Raw genomic sequence first — 15,889 nt, 5'->3', positions numbered from 1 at the left:
TAATACGGAGTTTTAATGAAAGCTTTTGTTTTTGTTAATGATAATGGTGCGGCCTATTGTCGCTATGCTAAAAATGAGATACCTGCACAGTTTGTGTATGGTGTATCAAAACTGGAAAAAATGGGATTTGAGGTAAAGGTTGGCGAAGGACGCTTATTCAAAGATTTAGTCTCCTTCTGGAAATTTAAGCCTGACTTGTTTTTTATGCCATTTCTCAAAAGAAAGACGATGATCTATTTCATTCTGGCAAAAATTTTCATGTTCCCAACAAAATTCGCGGGCTGGATGCATCTCGACGTCTTTTCGCAACCAGGTTCCAGACTCAAAAGAATGATTCATTCACTGCTGCTGCCTTTTTTGCAGCTATATGTTAAACGCATTGATGCCATTTTCTTTCTTTCTGATAAAACTCGCGAAGAAATCATTCTATCAAGACAGCTTCCTCAGGACCGATGTCATTTTGTTCCCTGGGGGGGGAGGCGAATTTTTACGCCCCCTTTGTTAAAATGCGCCATGATGATAAAATCATTTCTACAGGGCGGGAGAATAGGGATCTCCCGGCAGTAATGAATGCGTTAAAAAATAGCGACGTTACGATAAATATTTATACCAGCGATTTGTCATTACAGGATAGTTATGTTAATGCAACAGGAAAGGTTGATGTAAATAAAGGAAGATGGGAATATAAAGAATTACTTGAAAAAGTAAGTGCTTCAAAATGTATGATAATTCCGCTTAAACTTTCTAAGGTAAATTATTGTGTCGGATTATCTTCGTTGATTGAAGCAATATCTCTGGGAGTTCCAGTTATAGCAACCTATAATCCATACTGGTACGTCGATATCGAGAAAGAAAATTGCGGTATTTATATTAGAAACAATTCAGAGAGTGAGTGGTTGCGAGCTCTTGAACAGTTGAATAATAATCCGGCGTTGGTAGAGCAAATGTCGAAAAATGCCTTGAAGGTATTTAAAGCGAAATGTGATTTTGCCCGTACGGAAGACATACTCGCGTTACATGTAGATAAATTACTAAGAAAAATGTAATCCTTGTATTTTCCTTATTTATTTTATAGCAATATGATGATTGCATAATCTTAAAATTAACTAATTGAAAGTGAAAATTATGAAAATTCTTGTCACTGGTGGTGCGGGTTTTATTGGTTCAGCCGTGGTCCGTCATATAATAAACAATACTCAGGATGTGGTTTGTGTTGTTGATTGTTTAACGTATGCCGGAAACATAGAGTCCCTGGCTCCGGTTCAGGACAATCCACGCTATTCATTTTCTCTAACTGATATTACCGATGCAAAAGGTGTGGCAGATGTCTTCAATACCTTTCAGCCCGATATCGTAATGCATTTAGCGGCCGAAAGTCATGTTGACCGCTCGATAGATGGACCCGCAGCTTTCATACAGACCAATGTAATCGGCACATTTATTCTGCTTGAGGCGTCACGCCAATATTATGCATCACTTGATGATGAGCGTAAAAAGGCTTTTCGTTTCCATCATATTTCTACCGATGAGGTATTTGGTGACCTGCACGATGCAGATGACCTCTTTACTGAAGAGACACCTTATGCGCCAAGTAGCCCTTACTCTGCATCCAAAGCGGGAAGCGATCATTTAGTTCGCGCCTGGAACCGTACCTATGGTTTACCAACGGTGATCACTAACTGTTCGAATAACTATGGTCCGTACCACTTCCCGGAGAAATTAATTCCTCTCATCATCCTTAACGCACTGGCAGGAAAACCGCTTCCCGTTTATGGGAATGGTGAGCAAATTCGTGACTGGCTATATGTCGAGGATCATGCCCGGGCACTGTATAAAGTAGCGACAGAGGGCGAGAATGGTGAAACCTATTGTATAGGTGGCCATAACGAACGAAAAAATATTGATGTTGTAAAAACCATTTGTGCAATACTTGATAAAATTATCGATAAAAAACCCAAAGAAATTTCCAGTTTCGCCGACCTTATTACTTTTGTGGCTGACCGCCCTGGACACGATCTTCGCTATGCCATTGATGCTACCAAAATGAAGAATGCTCTTCACTGGGAACCTCTCGAAACGTTTGAAAGCGGGATTGAAAAAACGATTCACTGGTATTTAAACAACCAGGGTTGGTGGCAGCGCGTTCTTGATGGCTCTTATGCTGGCGAACGTCTTGGACTGAATAAATAATCGAGGTACAGAGTTATGAAAGGCATTGTTTTAGCTGGAGGTTCAGGCACGCGTTTGTACCCCATTACCCAAGGTGTGTCAAAGCAGTTGCTTCCAATATATGACAAACCTATGATTTTCTATCCAGTATCGGTGCTTATGCTTGCCGGTATTCGGGATATCCTGATTATTACGACGCCTGAGGATATGCCTGCTTTTCAACGCTTAATGAAAGATGGCTCTCAGTTTGGCGTAAATTTCACTTATGCAGTCCAACCTTCACCTGATGGTTTGGCTCAGGCTTTCACTATCGGTGAGAAGTTTATTGGTAACGATCCTTGTGCTTTGGTTCTTGGTGATAATATTTTCTTTGGCCAAAGTTTTGGAATGAAGTTAAATGCAGCGGCTAAGAAAACTACAGGCGCGACTGTGTTTGGTTATCAGGTTCAGGATCCCGAGCGTTTTGGTGTCGTCGAGTTTGATGAACATTTCAAAGCGTTATCTATTGAAGAAAAACCGCTGAAGCCAAAATCTAACTGGGCAGTGACGGGGCTTTATTTCTACGATAACAATGTTGTGGATATGGTTAAAGAAATCAAACCTTCTGCGCGCGGCGAACTTGAAATTACCACATTGAATCAGATGTATCTTGATCTCGGTAAGCTTGATGTTGAACTTCTTGGCCGTGGCTTTGCCTGGCTTGATACAGGCACGCATGACAGCTTAATTGAAGCTTCTCAGTTTATCCACACCATCGAAAAACGGCAGGGTATGAAAGTGGCGTGTCTTGAAGAAATTGCCTACCGGAATAAATGGTTAAGTGCTGACCAATTAGCTATCCAGGCCGAACTGCTTCAGAAAACCGCCTATGGTCAGTATTTGAAAATGTTGATTGGACAATAATCGGTTATGGCACTCAAAATATTACTTGTTGGAAAAAATGGTCAGGTCGGATGGGAATTACAACGTTCTCTTTCTATCCTTGGCGACGTCATCGCAGTCGATTATTTTGATAAGGATTTGTGTGGTGACCTGACGAATTTACCGGGCATCGCACAGACGGTTCGAACCGTAAAACCTGACGTTATTGTTAATGCGTCAGCACATACTGCCGTTGACACAGCGGAGCAAGAACGCGAGTTGTCAGAATTACTGAATCATAAAGGCGTCGCAGTGCTGGCTGAGGAATCAGCGAAGATCGGTGCGCTTCTTATCCATTATTCTACTGACTACGTGTTCGACGGAAAGGGTGAACATTATCGCTTAGAGGATGAGAACCCCTCACCGCTGAATGTTTATGGTGAGACCAAATTAGCGGGAGAATTAGCGATTGCCCGTCTTAATCCTCGTCATCTTATCTTCCGCACCAGTTGGGTCTACGCCACGCGCGGGAATAATTTTGCGAAAACGATGCTGCGCCTAGCGCGTGAAAAAGAAACCCTTTCTGTTATCAACGACCAGCACGGTGCTCCGACAAGTGCTGAACTGCTTGCCGATTGTACTGCTCTGGCCATTCGTGAAGAGCAACGTAATAAAAATGTCGCCGGTAGCTACCATCTGGTTGCGAGCGGGGAAACGACATGGTTTGATTATGCCAGTTTTGTATTCAATGTCGCTAAGGCTCATGGTGAATCACTTGCTGTGAATGATGTTATCGGCATACCGACCAGCGAATATCCAACCCCGGCTACCCGGCCATTGAATTCACGCCTTTCTAACGAAAAATTTGAGCGTGTTTTTGGCGTGAAGCTTCCTGACTGGAAAAAAGGGGTTGAGCGCGTGGTTGTTGAAGTATTAGGTAAATAAAGAGTGAATAATGAAAGTTATTGATACTGAAATTTCTGATGTCAAAATCATTGAGCCAGTTGTTTTTGGCGATGAACGCGGTTTCTTCATGGAAACATGGCAACAGAAAAAGTTTTGTGAGCTGGTTTGTAATCGCAGCTTCGTGCAGGACAATCACTCGAAATCTGCAAAGAACATTTTGAGAGGCTTACATTACCAGACTCAAAATCCGCAGGGTAAATTAGTCCGTGTCGTCAGTGGAGAAGTATTTGATGTTGCGGTCGACATGAGAAAATCATCAGCCACTTTCGGACAGTGGGTCGGCGTTATTCTTTCCGCCGAAAACAAACGACAACTCTGGATCCCTGAAGGCTTTGCTCACGGCTTCTACGTTTTGTCTGAAAGTGCAGAGTTTGTCTATAAATGCACTGATTATTACAACCCGCAGTCCGAGCATTCTTTATTGTGGAACGATGATTCTATCGGGATCACATGGCCTCTTACCGAGGGTGAGTTACCTGTGCTCTCATCCAAGGATCGAGAGGGTAAGCCCTTCGCCGACGCCGTGTATTTTGACTAATTGATAGCCAGTTTGCTTATCTCGCAGTGGTAAGCGCACCAAAGGCTATCTAAAACTCACATGCATGAGTTAACATCATAGATACATTCAAACTGCATCGCATCGCAGTGATTATCCCTAAGACAGGAGTATGTAATGTCCAAGCAACAGATCGGCGTTGTCGGTATGGCAGTGATGGGGCGCAACCTGGCGCTCAACATCGAAAGCCGTGGTTATACCGTCTCCGTTTTCAACCGCTCCCGTGAAAAAACTGAAGAAGTGATTGCCGAAAACCCAGGCAAGAAACTGGTTCCTTTCTATACGGTTAAAGAGTTCGTTGAGTCTCTGGAAACGCCTCGTCGTATCCTGTTAATGGTGAAAGCGGGCGCGGGTACCGATGCTGCTATCGATTCCCTGAAACCGTATCTGGATAAAGGCGACATCATCATTGATGGCGGCAACACCTTCTTCCACGACACCATCCGTCGTAACCGTGAACTGTCTGCTGAAGGCTTTAACTTCATCGGTACCGGTGTCTCCGGTGGCGAAGAGGGCGCCCTGAAAGGCCCATCAATCATGCCTGGCGGTCAGAAAGAAGCCTACGAACTGGTTGCACCTATCCTGACCAAAATCGCAGCGGTTGCCGAAGATGGCGAACCGTGCGTGACCTATATCGGTCCGGACGGTGCGGGCCACTACGTTAAGATGGTTCACAACGGCATCGAATACGGTGATATGCAGCTGATTGCAGAAGCCTACTCCCTGCTCAAAGGCGGTCTGAACCTTTCTAACGAAGAGCTGGCTGAAACCTTCACCGAGTGGAACAAAGGTGAGCTGAACAGCTACCTGATCGACATCACCAAAGATATCTTCACTAAAAAAGATGAAGAGGGTAAATACCTGGTTGATGTGATTCTGGATGAAGCAGCGAACAAGGGTACCGGTAAATGGACCAGCCAGAGCTCTCTGGATCTGGGCGAACCTCTGTCCCTGATCACCGAATCTGTGTTTGCACGTTACATTTCCTCTCTGAAAGAGCAGCGCGTTGCGGCATCTAAAGTGCTCTCTGGTCCGCAGGCTAAGCCAGCGGGTGACAAAGCGGAATTCGTTGAGAAAGTTCGTCGCGCTCTGTACCTGGGTAAAATCGTTTCCTACGCGCAGGGCTTCTCACAGCTACGTGCAGCGTCTGACGAGAACAACTGGGATCTGAACTACGGCGAAATCGCGAAGATCTTCCGTGCGGGCTGCATCATTCGTGCGCAGTTCCTGCAGAAAATCACCGATGCTTATGCTGAAAATGCCGGTATCGCGAACCTGCTGCTGGCACCTTATTTCAAGAAGATTGCCGACGAATACCAGCAGGCACTGCGTGATGTGGTTGCTTACGCTGTTCAAAACGGTATTCCGGTTCCGACGTTCTCCGCTGCCGTGGCGTACTATGACAGCTACCGTGCTGCCGTACTGCCAGCGAACCTGATTCAGGCACAGCGTGACTACTTCGGCGCGCACACTTATAAGCGCACCGATAAAGAAGGTGTGTTCCATACCGAATGGCTGGATTAATCTGATTTAACTCCGTCTGATAACAAAGCCTGATGAACCTCATCGGGCTTTTTTTATCGCGCTTACGCCCATGTGGACTTGCTTTGCTCAACGAGCATCGTTTAACACCATATAAACCACTGCATTTTCTCATTTCTGTAGCCAGGCATTCGCCTTGACAGCCGCTCAACATAAGAGGTAAAAACCTCAACAGTTGTTTATTGCGGTGGGGTGTTTATGCCTCCTGAAACTCAAAACTTGAAGAAGTTGAACGAATGAAAATAACTATCTCCGGAACGGGCTATGTTGGGCTTTCAAACGGCATCCTGATTGCACAAAACCATGAAGTGGTGGCGCTGGATATCGTTCAGTCCAAAGTAGATATGCTCAATCAGAAGCAGTCTCCGATTGTCGATAAAGAGATCCAGGACTATCTTGCCAACAAACCTCTGAATTTTCGTGCGACGACGGACAAAGAAGATGCCTATCGTGGTGCGGATTTCGTCATCATCGCGACACCAACAGATTACGATCCCAAAACCAACTACTTCAACACCTCTACTGTTGAAGCCGTGATCAAAGACGTTATCGCAATTAATCCAAAAGCGGTAATGATCATCAAATCGACCATTCCGGTAGGCTTCACCAAATCGATTAAAGAAGAGTTGGGTATTGATAATGTCTTCTTCTCGCCAGAGTTTCTGCGCGAGGGCAGGGCGCTATACGATAACCTGCACCCCTCGCGTATCGTGATCGGTGAGCGCTCTGAGCGGGCGGAGCGTTTTGCCGCGCTGCTCCAGGAAGGCGCAATCAAGAAAGACATTCCGGTTCTGTTTACCGACTCCACGGAAGCCGAAGCCATCAAGCTGTTCGCCAATACTTATCTGGCGATGCGTGTAGCGTACTTCAACGAGCTGGACAGCTACGCAGAGAGTTTGGGCCTGAATACCCGTCAGATCATAGAAGGCGTGTGCCTCGACCCTCGAATCGGCAACCACTATAACAACCCGTCATTCGGTTACGGCGGCTACTGCCTGCCAAAAGATACCAAACAGTTGCTGGCCAACTATCAGGCTGTACCGAATAACCTGATTTCAGCCATTGTAGATGCCAACCGCACGCGTAAAGATTTCATCTCTGACTCCATCCTTGCGCGTCAGCCTAAAGTTGTGGGTGTGTATCGTCTGATCATGAAGAGCGGTTCAGATAACTTCCGTGCCTCTTCCATTCAGGGCATCATGAAGCGCATTAAGGCTAAAGGGGTGCAGGTTATTATTTATGAACCCGCGATGCAGGAAGATGAGTTCTTCCACTCCCGCGTGATTCGCGATCTGGATGCGTTCAAGCAGGAAGCGGACGTGATCATCTCTAACCGCATGGCGGAAGAGCTGGCGGACGTGGCGGATAAAGTCTATACCCGCGATCTGTTCGGGAGCGATTGATTACTCTTAACGCACGTAAAAAACCCGGCCATGTAGCCGGGTTTTTTATTTTCAGACCTTGTAGAAAGCGCGATACCAGTCGACAAAGTTCTTCACTCCGTCTTTGACCGACGTCTGCGGTTTAAAGCCAATAACGTCATACAACGCTTTCGTATCCGCGCTGGTCTCCAGCACGTCACCCGGTTGAATCGGCATCATGTTTTTCTCTGCTTCTTTGCCGAGAGCTTCTTCCAGCGCCGTGATGTAATCCATAAGCTCGACCGGAGAGCTATTACCAATGTTGTAAACGCGATAAGGCGCGGAGCTGGTCGCCGGGGAACCGGTCTCGACGGTCCAGTCTGCATCGGCCTGAGGAATGACATCCTGCAGACGAATAATAGCTTCGGCGATGTCGTCGATGTAGGTGAAGTCTCGTTTCATCTTACCGTAGTTGTAAACATCAATCGGCTTATCTTCGATGATTGCTTTGGTAAATTTGAACAAGGCCATGTCCGGTCGCCCCCACGGGCCGTACACGGTAAAGAAGCGCAGGCCGGTCGTTGGCAGGTTGTACAAATGAGAATAGGTATGCGACATCAGCTCATTGGCCTTTTTAGTTGCCGCATACAGCGAAACAGGGTGATCCACTGAATCGTCCGTAGAGAAAGGCATCTTACGGTTGAGCCCATAAACGGAGCTGGATGAGGCGTAAAGCAGGTGTTGAACCTTATTATGGCGACAGCCTTCCAGCACGTTGAGATGACCCACCAGGTTGGCTTCTGCATAAGCATGTGGATTATCCAGCGAGTAGCGAACCCCAGCCTGCGCGGCCAGATGGATCACACGGTCAAACTTCTCATCGGCGAAGAGCGCAGACATCCCTTCACGTTCGGCTAAATCAAGTTTATGGAAAGAGAAATTGTCAGATTTGAGCAAGTCCAGACGTGCCAGCTTAAGATTGACGTCATAGTAGTCATTCAGATTATCAATACCGACAACCTGATGGCCTGCGTCCAGCAGTCGCTTGCTGACATGTGAACCGATAAAACCTGCTGCGCCCGTTACCAAAAATTTCATATCTTTCCTCGTTAACGCTTCGTTCTTGTGATGCATAGGGCATCCGAATTTGTCTATGATAGCGCGTAGCACACCCGATACATAACCCATCTTTCCGATATAACTCATCGAATTCCTATAGAAAAATCCTCAGCAACAGATAAACTACGTAAACATAATTTTTTTTGCCCTTTTTCATCTGTTAGGGATTGTATGACGCAAAACAACAATAGCCTGGTCACGCGCAGTACTGACCCGGAGCAAATTGATTTACTTGATTTAGTGCTGCAACTTTGGCGCGGAAAGTGGGTAATTGGGGCATTTATTGCGGTTTTTATCGTATTAGCGGGCGTATACATTACAGTCGCGAAAGAGAAATGGACCTCCTCCGCCATTATTGCTCAGCCAGATGCGGCGCAGATCGCCACTTACGCCAATGCACTGAATATCCTTTACGGTAGCGCTGCACCTTCAATGCTGGATATCCAGAACCGTGCTATTAATCGTTTCAATTCCTCGTTTTCTGCTTTAGCTCAGGCTCTCGAAAACCAGGACATTCCAGAAAAGCTGACTATCGACACCACCGTTAAGGGGCAACCGCTGCCGTTAAGCGTCTCCTATCAGGGGGAGTCTGCAGAAGCGGCTCAAAAACAGCTGGCGCAATACATACAGCAGGTTGATCAGCAAACAGCGAAAGAACTTTCTCTCGACCTCAAAGATAATATCAAGCAGCAAATTACCACGCTAAATGACTCTCTGGAAAACCAGGAAAAGGTTGCTCAGGAGCAGAAAGATCTGCGAATCAAACAGATCACTGAGGCGCTTAAAAATGCGGAAGCTGCAAAAATCGCGACCCCACAGATCCAGCAAACTCAGGATGTGACCCAGGAAACTATGTTCCTGCTGGGTAGTGAAGCGCTGAAATCGATGATTGATAACGAAGCGTCTCGCCCGTTAGTGTTCTCTCCTGCTTACTATCAGACGAAACAAAACTTACTGGATATCGAGAAGTTGAATGTGAATCCAGACACGATTCACGTCTATCGTTACGTCATGAAGCCGGATCTCCCTGTCCGACGTGATAGCCCGAAAAAGGCGATCACCTTAATTCTGGCGGTTCTGCTGGGCGGGATTATTGGTTCTGGTGTGGTACTGGGCCGCAATGCACTGCGTAACTACAAACCCAAATCCTGAACCACATCGGATATAAAAAAACCGGGGAAATTCCCCGGTTTTTTTATTTGTGGCGCTTACGAAGATTCTCGATCACCGCCGTCAAATCCAGCTCCTGATCCTGCAGCAGTACCAGCAGGTGATACATCAAATCCGATGCCTCATTGGTCAGCTCCTCGCGGTCATGCACCGTCGCAGCCAGCGCAGTCTCAACGCCTTCTTCCCCTACCTTTTGCGCAATACGCTTAGTTCCGCTGGCGTACAACTTCGCAGTGTAAGAGCTTTCAGGATCCGCCGTTTTACGCTCTGCCAACAGCTGTTCCAGTTGATACAGGAACAGCCACTGGTGGCTCGCCTCACCGAAGCAGCTGCTGGTGCCCTTGTGGCAGGTCGGCCCGATCGGATTGGCCAGCACCAGCAGGGTGTCGTTATCGCAGTCTGGCGCCATGCTGACCACATTCAGGAAATGACCAGAGGTTTCACCTTTGGTCCACAGACGCTGTTTCGTGCGTGAGAAAAACGTCACCTTACCGCTGTCGATCGTTTTCGCCAGCGCGTCCTGGTTCATATACCCCAGCATCAGCACTTCGCCTGAGACGGCATGCTGTACAACCACCGGCAGTAATCCGTCAGTTTTTTCCCAGTCCAGCTGCGCCTGTTGTTGCTCTGTTAACATACCCTGATCTCCACGCCCTGGTCGGCCAGGTACGTCTTTAACTCACCAATATTAATAATCTGTTTGTGGAACACGGACGCCGCCAGCGCACCGTCTACGTTCGCATCACGGAAAGCTTCCAGGAAGTGCTCCATGGTGCCCGCACCGCCGGAGGCAATCAGCGGCACGTGGCAGACCGCGCGGACTTTTTTCAGCTGCTCGAGGTCATACCCGTTACGCACGCCGTCCTGGTTCATCATGTTCAGCACAATCTCACCCGCGCCGCGCTTCTGCACTTCCTGCACCCAGTCCAGCGTTTCCCATTGGGTGACACGCGTCCGGCTCTCATCACCGGTATACTGGTTGACGTGATATTTACCGGTTGCAGCGTCATACCAGGTGTCGATCCCAACCACAATGCACTGCACGCCAAAGCGATCGGCCAGACGAGTAATCAACTCCGGGTCGGCCAGGGCAGGGGAGTTGATGGAAATCTTGTCGGCACCAAAAGAGAGAATTTTGGCCGCGTCGTCAGCGGACTTAATCCCGCCCGCGACACAGAACGGAATATCAATCACTTCCGCCACGCGCGCGACCCAGCTTTTGTCGACCACGCGACCATCGCTTGAGGCGGTGATATCGTAAAAGACTAGTTCGTCTGCGCCTTCATCGGCATAACGTTTTGCCAGCGGAACGATGTCGCCAATAATCTCGTGGTTGCGGAACTGCACGCCTTTCACAACCTGACCGTCGCGTACGTCAAGACAAGGGATTATCCGTTTTGCCAGCATTGAATCGCCTCCGTTACAGTAAATTTACCTTCCAGCAGGGCACGGCCTACAATCACACCCTTTACACCGGTACCGCGCAGCGCAGCCACGTCGTCTATATCGCCGATGCCGCCTGAAGACTGGAACGCCACCTGCGGATAACGTGCACAAACCTCTTCATACAGCGAGACATTAGAGCCTGCCAGCGTACCGTCGCGAGAGATATCGGTGCACAGCACGTGCTTCAGGCCAACGGGCAGATACATCTCGACCAGTTCTTCCAGCGTTACCCCGGAGTTTTCCTGCCAGCCGCTGATCGCCACCTGCTTATTACCTTGTTCGTCAATGCGAACGTCCAGCGCCAGCACCAGCGCATCGGCGCCGAAGCGGCGGAACCAGCCTTTCACGGTCTCAGGATCGTTGACCGCGGTTGAGCCTACCACCACGCGCGCCACGCCTGCATCCAGCAGTGCCGCAACGTCCTCTTCCGTACGCACGCCGCCGCCGACCTGTACGGGCACATTAACGCCAGCAACCAGGTTTTTCAGCAGCGGGATCTGGCGTTTCGCCGGATCTTTCGCGCCCGTCAAATCCACCAGATGCAATACCTGCGCGCCCTGAGCCGCATAATCCTGCAGACGCGGCAGCGGGTCGTTCCCGTAGTCACGCTGCTGGCCGTAATCGCCCTGATGCAGACGGACAACCGTGCCGTCAATTAAATCTAAAGCGGGAATGATCATCACATCTCCAGGAAGTTTTTCAGCAACTGCGCGCCCGCGGCGCCCGAACGTTCCGGGTGAAACTGCACGCCGAAGAAATTGTCTTTCTGCACCGCGGCAGTAAATGCCTCGCCGTAGTTGCACTGGGCGATGGTATGGGCGTTCACCGGCATGGCGTAGCTGTGCACGAAGTAAAAATACGCACCGTCTTCGATGCCGCGAAACAGACGGTCACCTGCTTTCGCGTAAACGCGGTTCCACCCCATATGCGGTAGCGGCAGGCCGTGGTCGGTCATTTTCGGTACGTCTTCGTCAATAATACCCAGCAGGTCAACGCCGTTGCTCTCTTCGCTGCGGCGACCCAGAAGCTGCATGCCTAAGCAAATCCCCAGTACCGGTTGGGTACAGGCTTTGATCAAATCGAACAGCTCGCGCTCGTGGATCTGATCCATCGCCGCCTGGGCGGTGCCTACGCCGGGCAGGAAAAGCTTGTCGGCGCGCAATACCACGTCCGGATCACGGCTCACCACCGGCTCGTAGCCGTGGCGCGCAATGGCCGATTTGACGGAGTTCAGGTTGGCGCATCCGGTATCCAGAATCACCACGTTCATCACAGCACTCCTTTCGACGAGGGAAGGGCGTCACCTTCCACGCGGATCGCCTGACGCAGCGTACGGCCAAAGGCTTTAAACAGACTTTCCACGCGGTGGTGATCGTTTTTGCCTTTCGTTTTCAGATGCAACGTCAGGCCCATGGTGTAGGACAAGGAACGGAAGAAATGCTCCACCATTTCGGTGCTGAGATCGCCCACGCGCTGATAGGTGAAGTCGGCTTTGTATTCCAGGTGCGGACGACCGGAGATGTCCATCGCGCAGCGCGCCAGACATTCGTCCATCGGCAGAACAAAACCAAAACGGTTGATGCCGCGTTTGTCGCCGAGCGCCAGCTTCAGGGCTTCACCCAGCGCCAGACCGGTATCTTCTACGGTGTGGTGATCGTCAATGTAAAGGTCACCCTTCACCGAGATTTCCATGCGGAAACCGCCGTGCGTGGCAATCTGGTCCAGCATATGGTCAAAGAAACCGACACCGGTGTGGATCTTGCTGCCGCCTTCACGGTCCAGCCAGACCTTCACATCAATCTGTGTCTCTTTGGTGTTGCGTTCAACGTGCGAGTAGCGGTCACGTTTTGTCAGCTGTTCGCCAATCTTTGCCCAGCCAAGATTGTTGCGGTCGTAGCGAAGCCCCGCAATGCCCATATTTTCCGCCAGCGTAATATCAGTGATGCGATCCCCGATGACATAGCTGTTGGTTTTATCCAGCATATCCTCAGCCAGATAGCGCTCAACCAGCTTCACTTTTGGCTTACGGCAGTCGCACTCATCGGCTGGCATGTGCGGGCAAATCAGTACCTCATAGAACACTACGCCCTGAGAGGTCAACACCTGCATCATTAAATTATGGGGGCCGTCAAAGTCTGCCTGCGGGAAGCTGTCGGTACCCAGACCGTCCTGGTTGGTGATCATCACCAGCTTATAACCGGCTTTTTGCAGCGTAAGCAGCACCGGTATCACGTCCGGTTCAAAAGCCAGTTTGTCGAAACGATCGACCTGAAAATCGGCTGGTGGCTCCGAAATAAGGGTGCCGTCACGATCGATGAAAAGGATCTTCTGGGTCATACTTTCTCCGCTTTCAGGGCGTCAATCACGCGCTGGCTCTCTGCACGGGTGCCTACGGTAATGCGCAGGCAGCCGCTCAGGGAAGGTTGTTTATTCTGGTCTCGTAAGATAATGCCCTGATCCCACAAAGATTTAAATACGGCACTCGAGGCGGTAAAACGCACCAGGATGTAATTGGTTTCCGAGTCAAACACCTGCTCCACGCACGCAATATCCTTCAGGGCGGTGACCAGGTACTGGCGTTCTTCCAGGATCTGCGCCACGCGTTCGCGCATCGCATTAATGCCCTGAGGCGTCAACGCCTGGGCCGCAATATCCGCAACCGGCGTAGAGAGTGGATACGGGGCGATGACTTTCAAAAGCAGGTCGATGACCGCTTTATTCGCCAGGGTGAATCCGCAGCGCAAGCCCGCGAGGGCGAAAGCCTTCGACAGTGTGCGCAACACAACAAGATGCGGATACTCCTCAAGCCAGCCTGTCAGCGTCGCCTGTGGGCAGAACTCAATATAGGCTTCGTCCGCCACCACCAGCGCTTTACCGCGCGTCATTTCCAGCAGGGTACGGATGTCCTGTGGCGTGATAATCTGCCCGGTTGGATTGTTCGGGCTGCAGACAAACACGACTTTTACGCCGTCAAGATTGTCGGCAATCCCCTGCAGATCCAGTTGCCAGTTCTCCAGCGCCTGCACGTTGCGGCACGCCACGCCGAAAGTTTCGGCGCTGACGCTGTACATGCCGTAGGTCGGCTGGCAGTACATTACTGCGTCTTTTCCCGGCTCGCAGAACGCGCGGATCAGCAGTTCAATGCCTTCGTCTGCCCCACGGCTGACCAGCACCTGCTCCGGTTTCACGCCTGCGTACTGGGCGTAGTTTTCGATTACCGCTTTCGGCTGACACTCCGGATAACGGTTCAACGTTTGCTGCGACAGCTCAAACTGCACCGCCGTCGGGAATTCGTTGGCGTTAAGCCAGACATCGCCTTTGCCACCCAGGCGGCGCGCGGACTGATAAGGCGTCAGGCGACGGACATTTTCGCGGGCTAATTCTTCAATGTTCATGCTTGCTCCTTCAGCGCTGCAACGCGCAGCGTAACGGCATTTTTGTGGGCAGTCAGACGTTCGGCGGCGGCCAGCGTCTCAATAGTTGAAGCCAGCGAGGCAAACCCTTCTCGGGAAAGTTCCTGCACGGTCATCCGTTTCTGGAAATCTGCCAGGCCCAGGCTGGAACAGGTTGAGGTATAGCCATACGTCGGCAGAACGTGGTTGGTACCAGAAGCGTAGTCGCCCGCGGATTCCGGTGACCAGTCGCCGAGGAACACCGAGCCAGCGCTGGTAATGCTGTCGACCAGATCGCGGGCGTTGCGGGTCTGAATAATCAGATGCTCCGGGCCGTACTGGTTGGAAATAGCAATGCACTGCTCCAGGTCACGCGCCACAATCAGGCGGCTGGCGGATAACGCCTGGCGTGCCGTGTCGGCACGGGGCAGGTCGGCAAGCTGACGCTCAACGGCCTCACCCACACGTTTAGCCATATCGGCGTCCGGTGTCAGCAAAATGACCTGGGAGTCCGGGCCGTGTTCAGCCTGTGAAAGCAGGTCGGACGCCACGAAATCCGGCGTTGCGCCGCTGTCGGCAATCACCAGTACCTCAGAAGGGCCGGCTGGCATATCAATTGCCGCACCGTCCAGACGCTGGCTGACCTGGCGCTTGGCTTCGGTTACATACGCGTTGCCCGGTCCAAAGATTTTGTCGACCTTCGGAATGGACTCAGTCCCGAACGCCAGGGCCGAAATGGCCTGAGCACCGCCCACTTTATAGACTGCCTGTACGCCGCACAGCTTTGCCGCATAAAGGATCTCATCGGCAATCGGTGGCGGAGAGCACAGCACCACTTTCTGGCATCCGGCGATACGCGCCGGGGTTGCGAGCATTAATACGGTTGAAAACAGCGGCGCTGAACCGCCAGGGATATAAAGCCCGACTGACGCTACCGGGCGCGTCACCTGCTGGCAACGCACGCCGGGCAGGGTTTCTACATCCACGGTCGGCAGTTTCTGCGCGACGTGGAAGGTCTCAATGTTTTTCACCGCGACGGCCATCGCCTGTTTGATGTCGTCACCGAGGCGGCTTTCCGCCTCTGCGATTTCCTGCCCGGTGACCTGTAGCGCGCCCACTTCGGTTTTATCAAACTTTGCACTGTATTCACGCAGCGCGTCATCGCCACGCGTTTTGACGCTATCAAGGATCTCCGCCACGGTGCGGGAGATGCTTTCGGAGGCGGAAATCGCCGGGCGCATCAGCAGCTCGCGCTGCTGTGCGTCGCTACAGGTATTCCAGTCGATGATTGTGTTAAAACGCATGGC

The 15,889-nt window shown here is 50.6% G+C and carries 17 protein-coding genes; 9 read left to right on the top strand and 8 right to left on the bottom strand.

Features of this window, described 5'->3' with window-relative positions:
• Positions 1-15 precede the first annotated feature (15 nt).
• The 8 genes from A4308_RS19255 (at position 16) to ugd (ending at position 7,497) form a co-directional block, all read left to right on the top strand.
• Positions 16-567, top strand: a complete 552-nt coding sequence (locus A4308_RS19255) for a hypothetical protein (RefSeq protein WP_045281010.1) — start codon at positions 16-18, stop codon at positions 565-567.
• Positions 567-1,046 carry a glycosyltransferase gene (locus A4308_RS19250; RefSeq protein ID WP_045281011.1) on the top strand — a complete coding sequence of 160 codons (480 nt, stop codon included), beginning with the start codon at positions 567-569 and terminating at the stop codon, positions 1,044-1,046. Before A4308_RS19255 ends, A4308_RS19250 begins: the two co-directional genes overlap by 1 nt.
• A 79-nt stretch (positions 1,047-1,125) precedes the next feature.
• Complete coding sequence (rfbB, locus tag A4308_RS19245; RefSeq protein ID WP_014884480.1) at positions 1,126-2,190, top strand: dTDP-glucose 4,6-dehydratase; 1,065 nt, start codon at positions 1,126-1,128, stop codon at positions 2,188-2,190.
• Between the two features lie 15 nt (positions 2,191-2,205).
• Positions 2,206-3,072 (top strand): glucose-1-phosphate thymidylyltransferase RfbA, encoded by an 867-nt coding sequence (rfbA, locus tag A4308_RS19240; RefSeq protein WP_014884479.1) that lies wholly within the window; start codon positions 2,206-2,208, stop codon positions 3,070-3,072.
• A gap of 6 nt (positions 3,073-3,078) precedes the next feature.
• On the top strand, positions 3,079-3,975 hold the full coding sequence (gene rfbD, locus A4308_RS19235; protein WP_063308755.1) for a dTDP-4-dehydrorhamnose reductase: 897 nt from the start codon (positions 3,079-3,081) through the stop codon (positions 3,973-3,975).
• A gap of 10 nt (positions 3,976-3,985) precedes the next feature.
• Positions 3,986-4,534, top strand: coding sequence for a dTDP-4-dehydrorhamnose 3,5-epimerase (rfbC, locus tag A4308_RS19230; RefSeq protein ID WP_023330866.1), 549 nt, complete (start codon positions 3,986-3,988; stop codon positions 4,532-4,534).
• A gap of 135 nt (positions 4,535-4,669) precedes the next feature.
• Positions 4,670-6,076 carry an NADP-dependent phosphogluconate dehydrogenase gene (gene gndA, locus A4308_RS19225; protein ID WP_014884476.1) on the top strand — a complete coding sequence of 469 codons (1,407 nt, stop codon included), beginning with the start codon at positions 4,670-4,672 and terminating at the stop codon, positions 6,074-6,076.
• Between the two features lie 254 nt (positions 6,077-6,330).
• On the top strand, positions 6,331-7,497 hold the full coding sequence (gene ugd, locus A4308_RS19220; RefSeq protein ID WP_045134937.1) for a UDP-glucose 6-dehydrogenase: 1,167 nt from the start codon (positions 6,331-6,333) through the stop codon (positions 7,495-7,497).
• Between the two features lie 51 nt (positions 7,498-7,548).
• Here the strand turns inward: ugd and A4308_RS19215 are convergent, their stop codons facing one another.
• Positions 7,549-8,553: an NAD-dependent epimerase gene (locus A4308_RS19215; RefSeq protein WP_045281012.1), complete on the bottom strand. Its 1,005-nt coding sequence runs from the start codon at positions 8,551-8,553 to the stop codon at positions 7,549-7,551.
• Positions 8,554-8,745: 192 nt separating this feature from the next.
• Here A4308_RS19215 and wzzB point away from each other — a divergent pair, with 192 nt between their 5' ends.
• The gene (gene wzzB, locus A4308_RS19210; RefSeq protein ID WP_023337515.1) at positions 8,746-9,726 is read left to right on the top strand and encodes an LPS O-antigen chain length determinant protein WzzB; all 981 of its coding nucleotides are present in this window, start codon (positions 8,746-8,748) and stop codon (positions 9,724-9,726) included.
• A gap of 43 nt (positions 9,727-9,769) precedes the next feature.
• Here wzzB and hisIE read toward each other — a convergent pair whose 3' ends face one another.
• Genes hisIE through hisD form a run of 7 tightly spaced genes read right to left on the bottom strand, consistent with a single transcriptional unit; the run spans position 9,770 to position 15,886 of the window.
• Complete coding sequence (hisIE, locus tag A4308_RS19205; protein WP_014884472.1) at positions 9,770-10,381, bottom strand: bifunctional phosphoribosyl-AMP cyclohydrolase/phosphoribosyl-ATP diphosphatase HisIE; 612 nt, start codon at positions 10,379-10,381, stop codon at positions 9,770-9,772.
• The gene (gene hisF / locus A4308_RS19200; RefSeq protein ID WP_023330862.1) at positions 10,375-11,151 is read right to left on the bottom strand and encodes an imidazole glycerol phosphate synthase subunit HisF; all 777 of its coding nucleotides are present in this window, start codon (positions 11,149-11,151) and stop codon (positions 10,375-10,377) included. The genes hisIE and hisF overlap by 7 nt, the downstream gene beginning before the upstream one ends.
• Positions 11,133-11,870: a 1-(5-phosphoribosyl)-5-[(5-phosphoribosylamino)methylideneamino]imidazole-4-carboxamide isomerase gene (gene hisA, locus A4308_RS19195; RefSeq protein WP_023330861.1), complete on the bottom strand. Its 738-nt coding sequence runs from the start codon at positions 11,868-11,870 to the stop codon at positions 11,133-11,135. Before hisA ends, hisF begins: the two co-directional genes overlap by 19 nt.
• Positions 11,870-12,460, bottom strand: coding sequence for an imidazole glycerol phosphate synthase subunit HisH (gene hisH, locus A4308_RS19190; RefSeq protein ID WP_063308754.1), 591 nt, complete (start codon positions 12,458-12,460; stop codon positions 11,870-11,872). The genes hisA and hisH overlap by 1 nt, the downstream gene beginning before the upstream one ends.
• Entirely contained in the window at positions 12,460-13,527 is a 1,068-nt protein-coding gene (gene hisB / locus A4308_RS19185) for a bifunctional histidinol-phosphatase/imidazoleglycerol-phosphate dehydratase HisB (RefSeq protein ID WP_063308753.1), read from the bottom strand. Before hisB ends, hisH begins: the two co-directional genes overlap by 1 nt.
• Positions 13,524-14,585 (bottom strand): histidinol-phosphate transaminase, encoded by a 1,062-nt coding sequence (hisC, locus tag A4308_RS19180; RefSeq protein WP_014884468.1) that lies wholly within the window; start codon positions 14,583-14,585, stop codon positions 13,524-13,526. Before hisC ends, hisB begins: the two co-directional genes overlap by 4 nt.
• Complete coding sequence (gene hisD / locus A4308_RS19175; protein WP_045134939.1) at positions 14,582-15,886, bottom strand: histidinol dehydrogenase; 1,305 nt, start codon at positions 15,884-15,886, stop codon at positions 14,582-14,584. The genes hisC and hisD overlap by 4 nt, the downstream gene beginning before the upstream one ends.
• Positions 15,887-15,889: the final 3 nt, after the last annotated feature.

It is taken from the genome of Enterobacter sp. ODB01 (assembly GCF_001623605.1).
Lineage (GTDB): Bacteria > Pseudomonadota > Gammaproteobacteria > Enterobacterales > Enterobacteriaceae > Enterobacter > Enterobacter kobei.
Note: the sequence above shows the minus strand (reverse complement) of the source record. Positions and strands in the feature narration are given on the sequence as shown.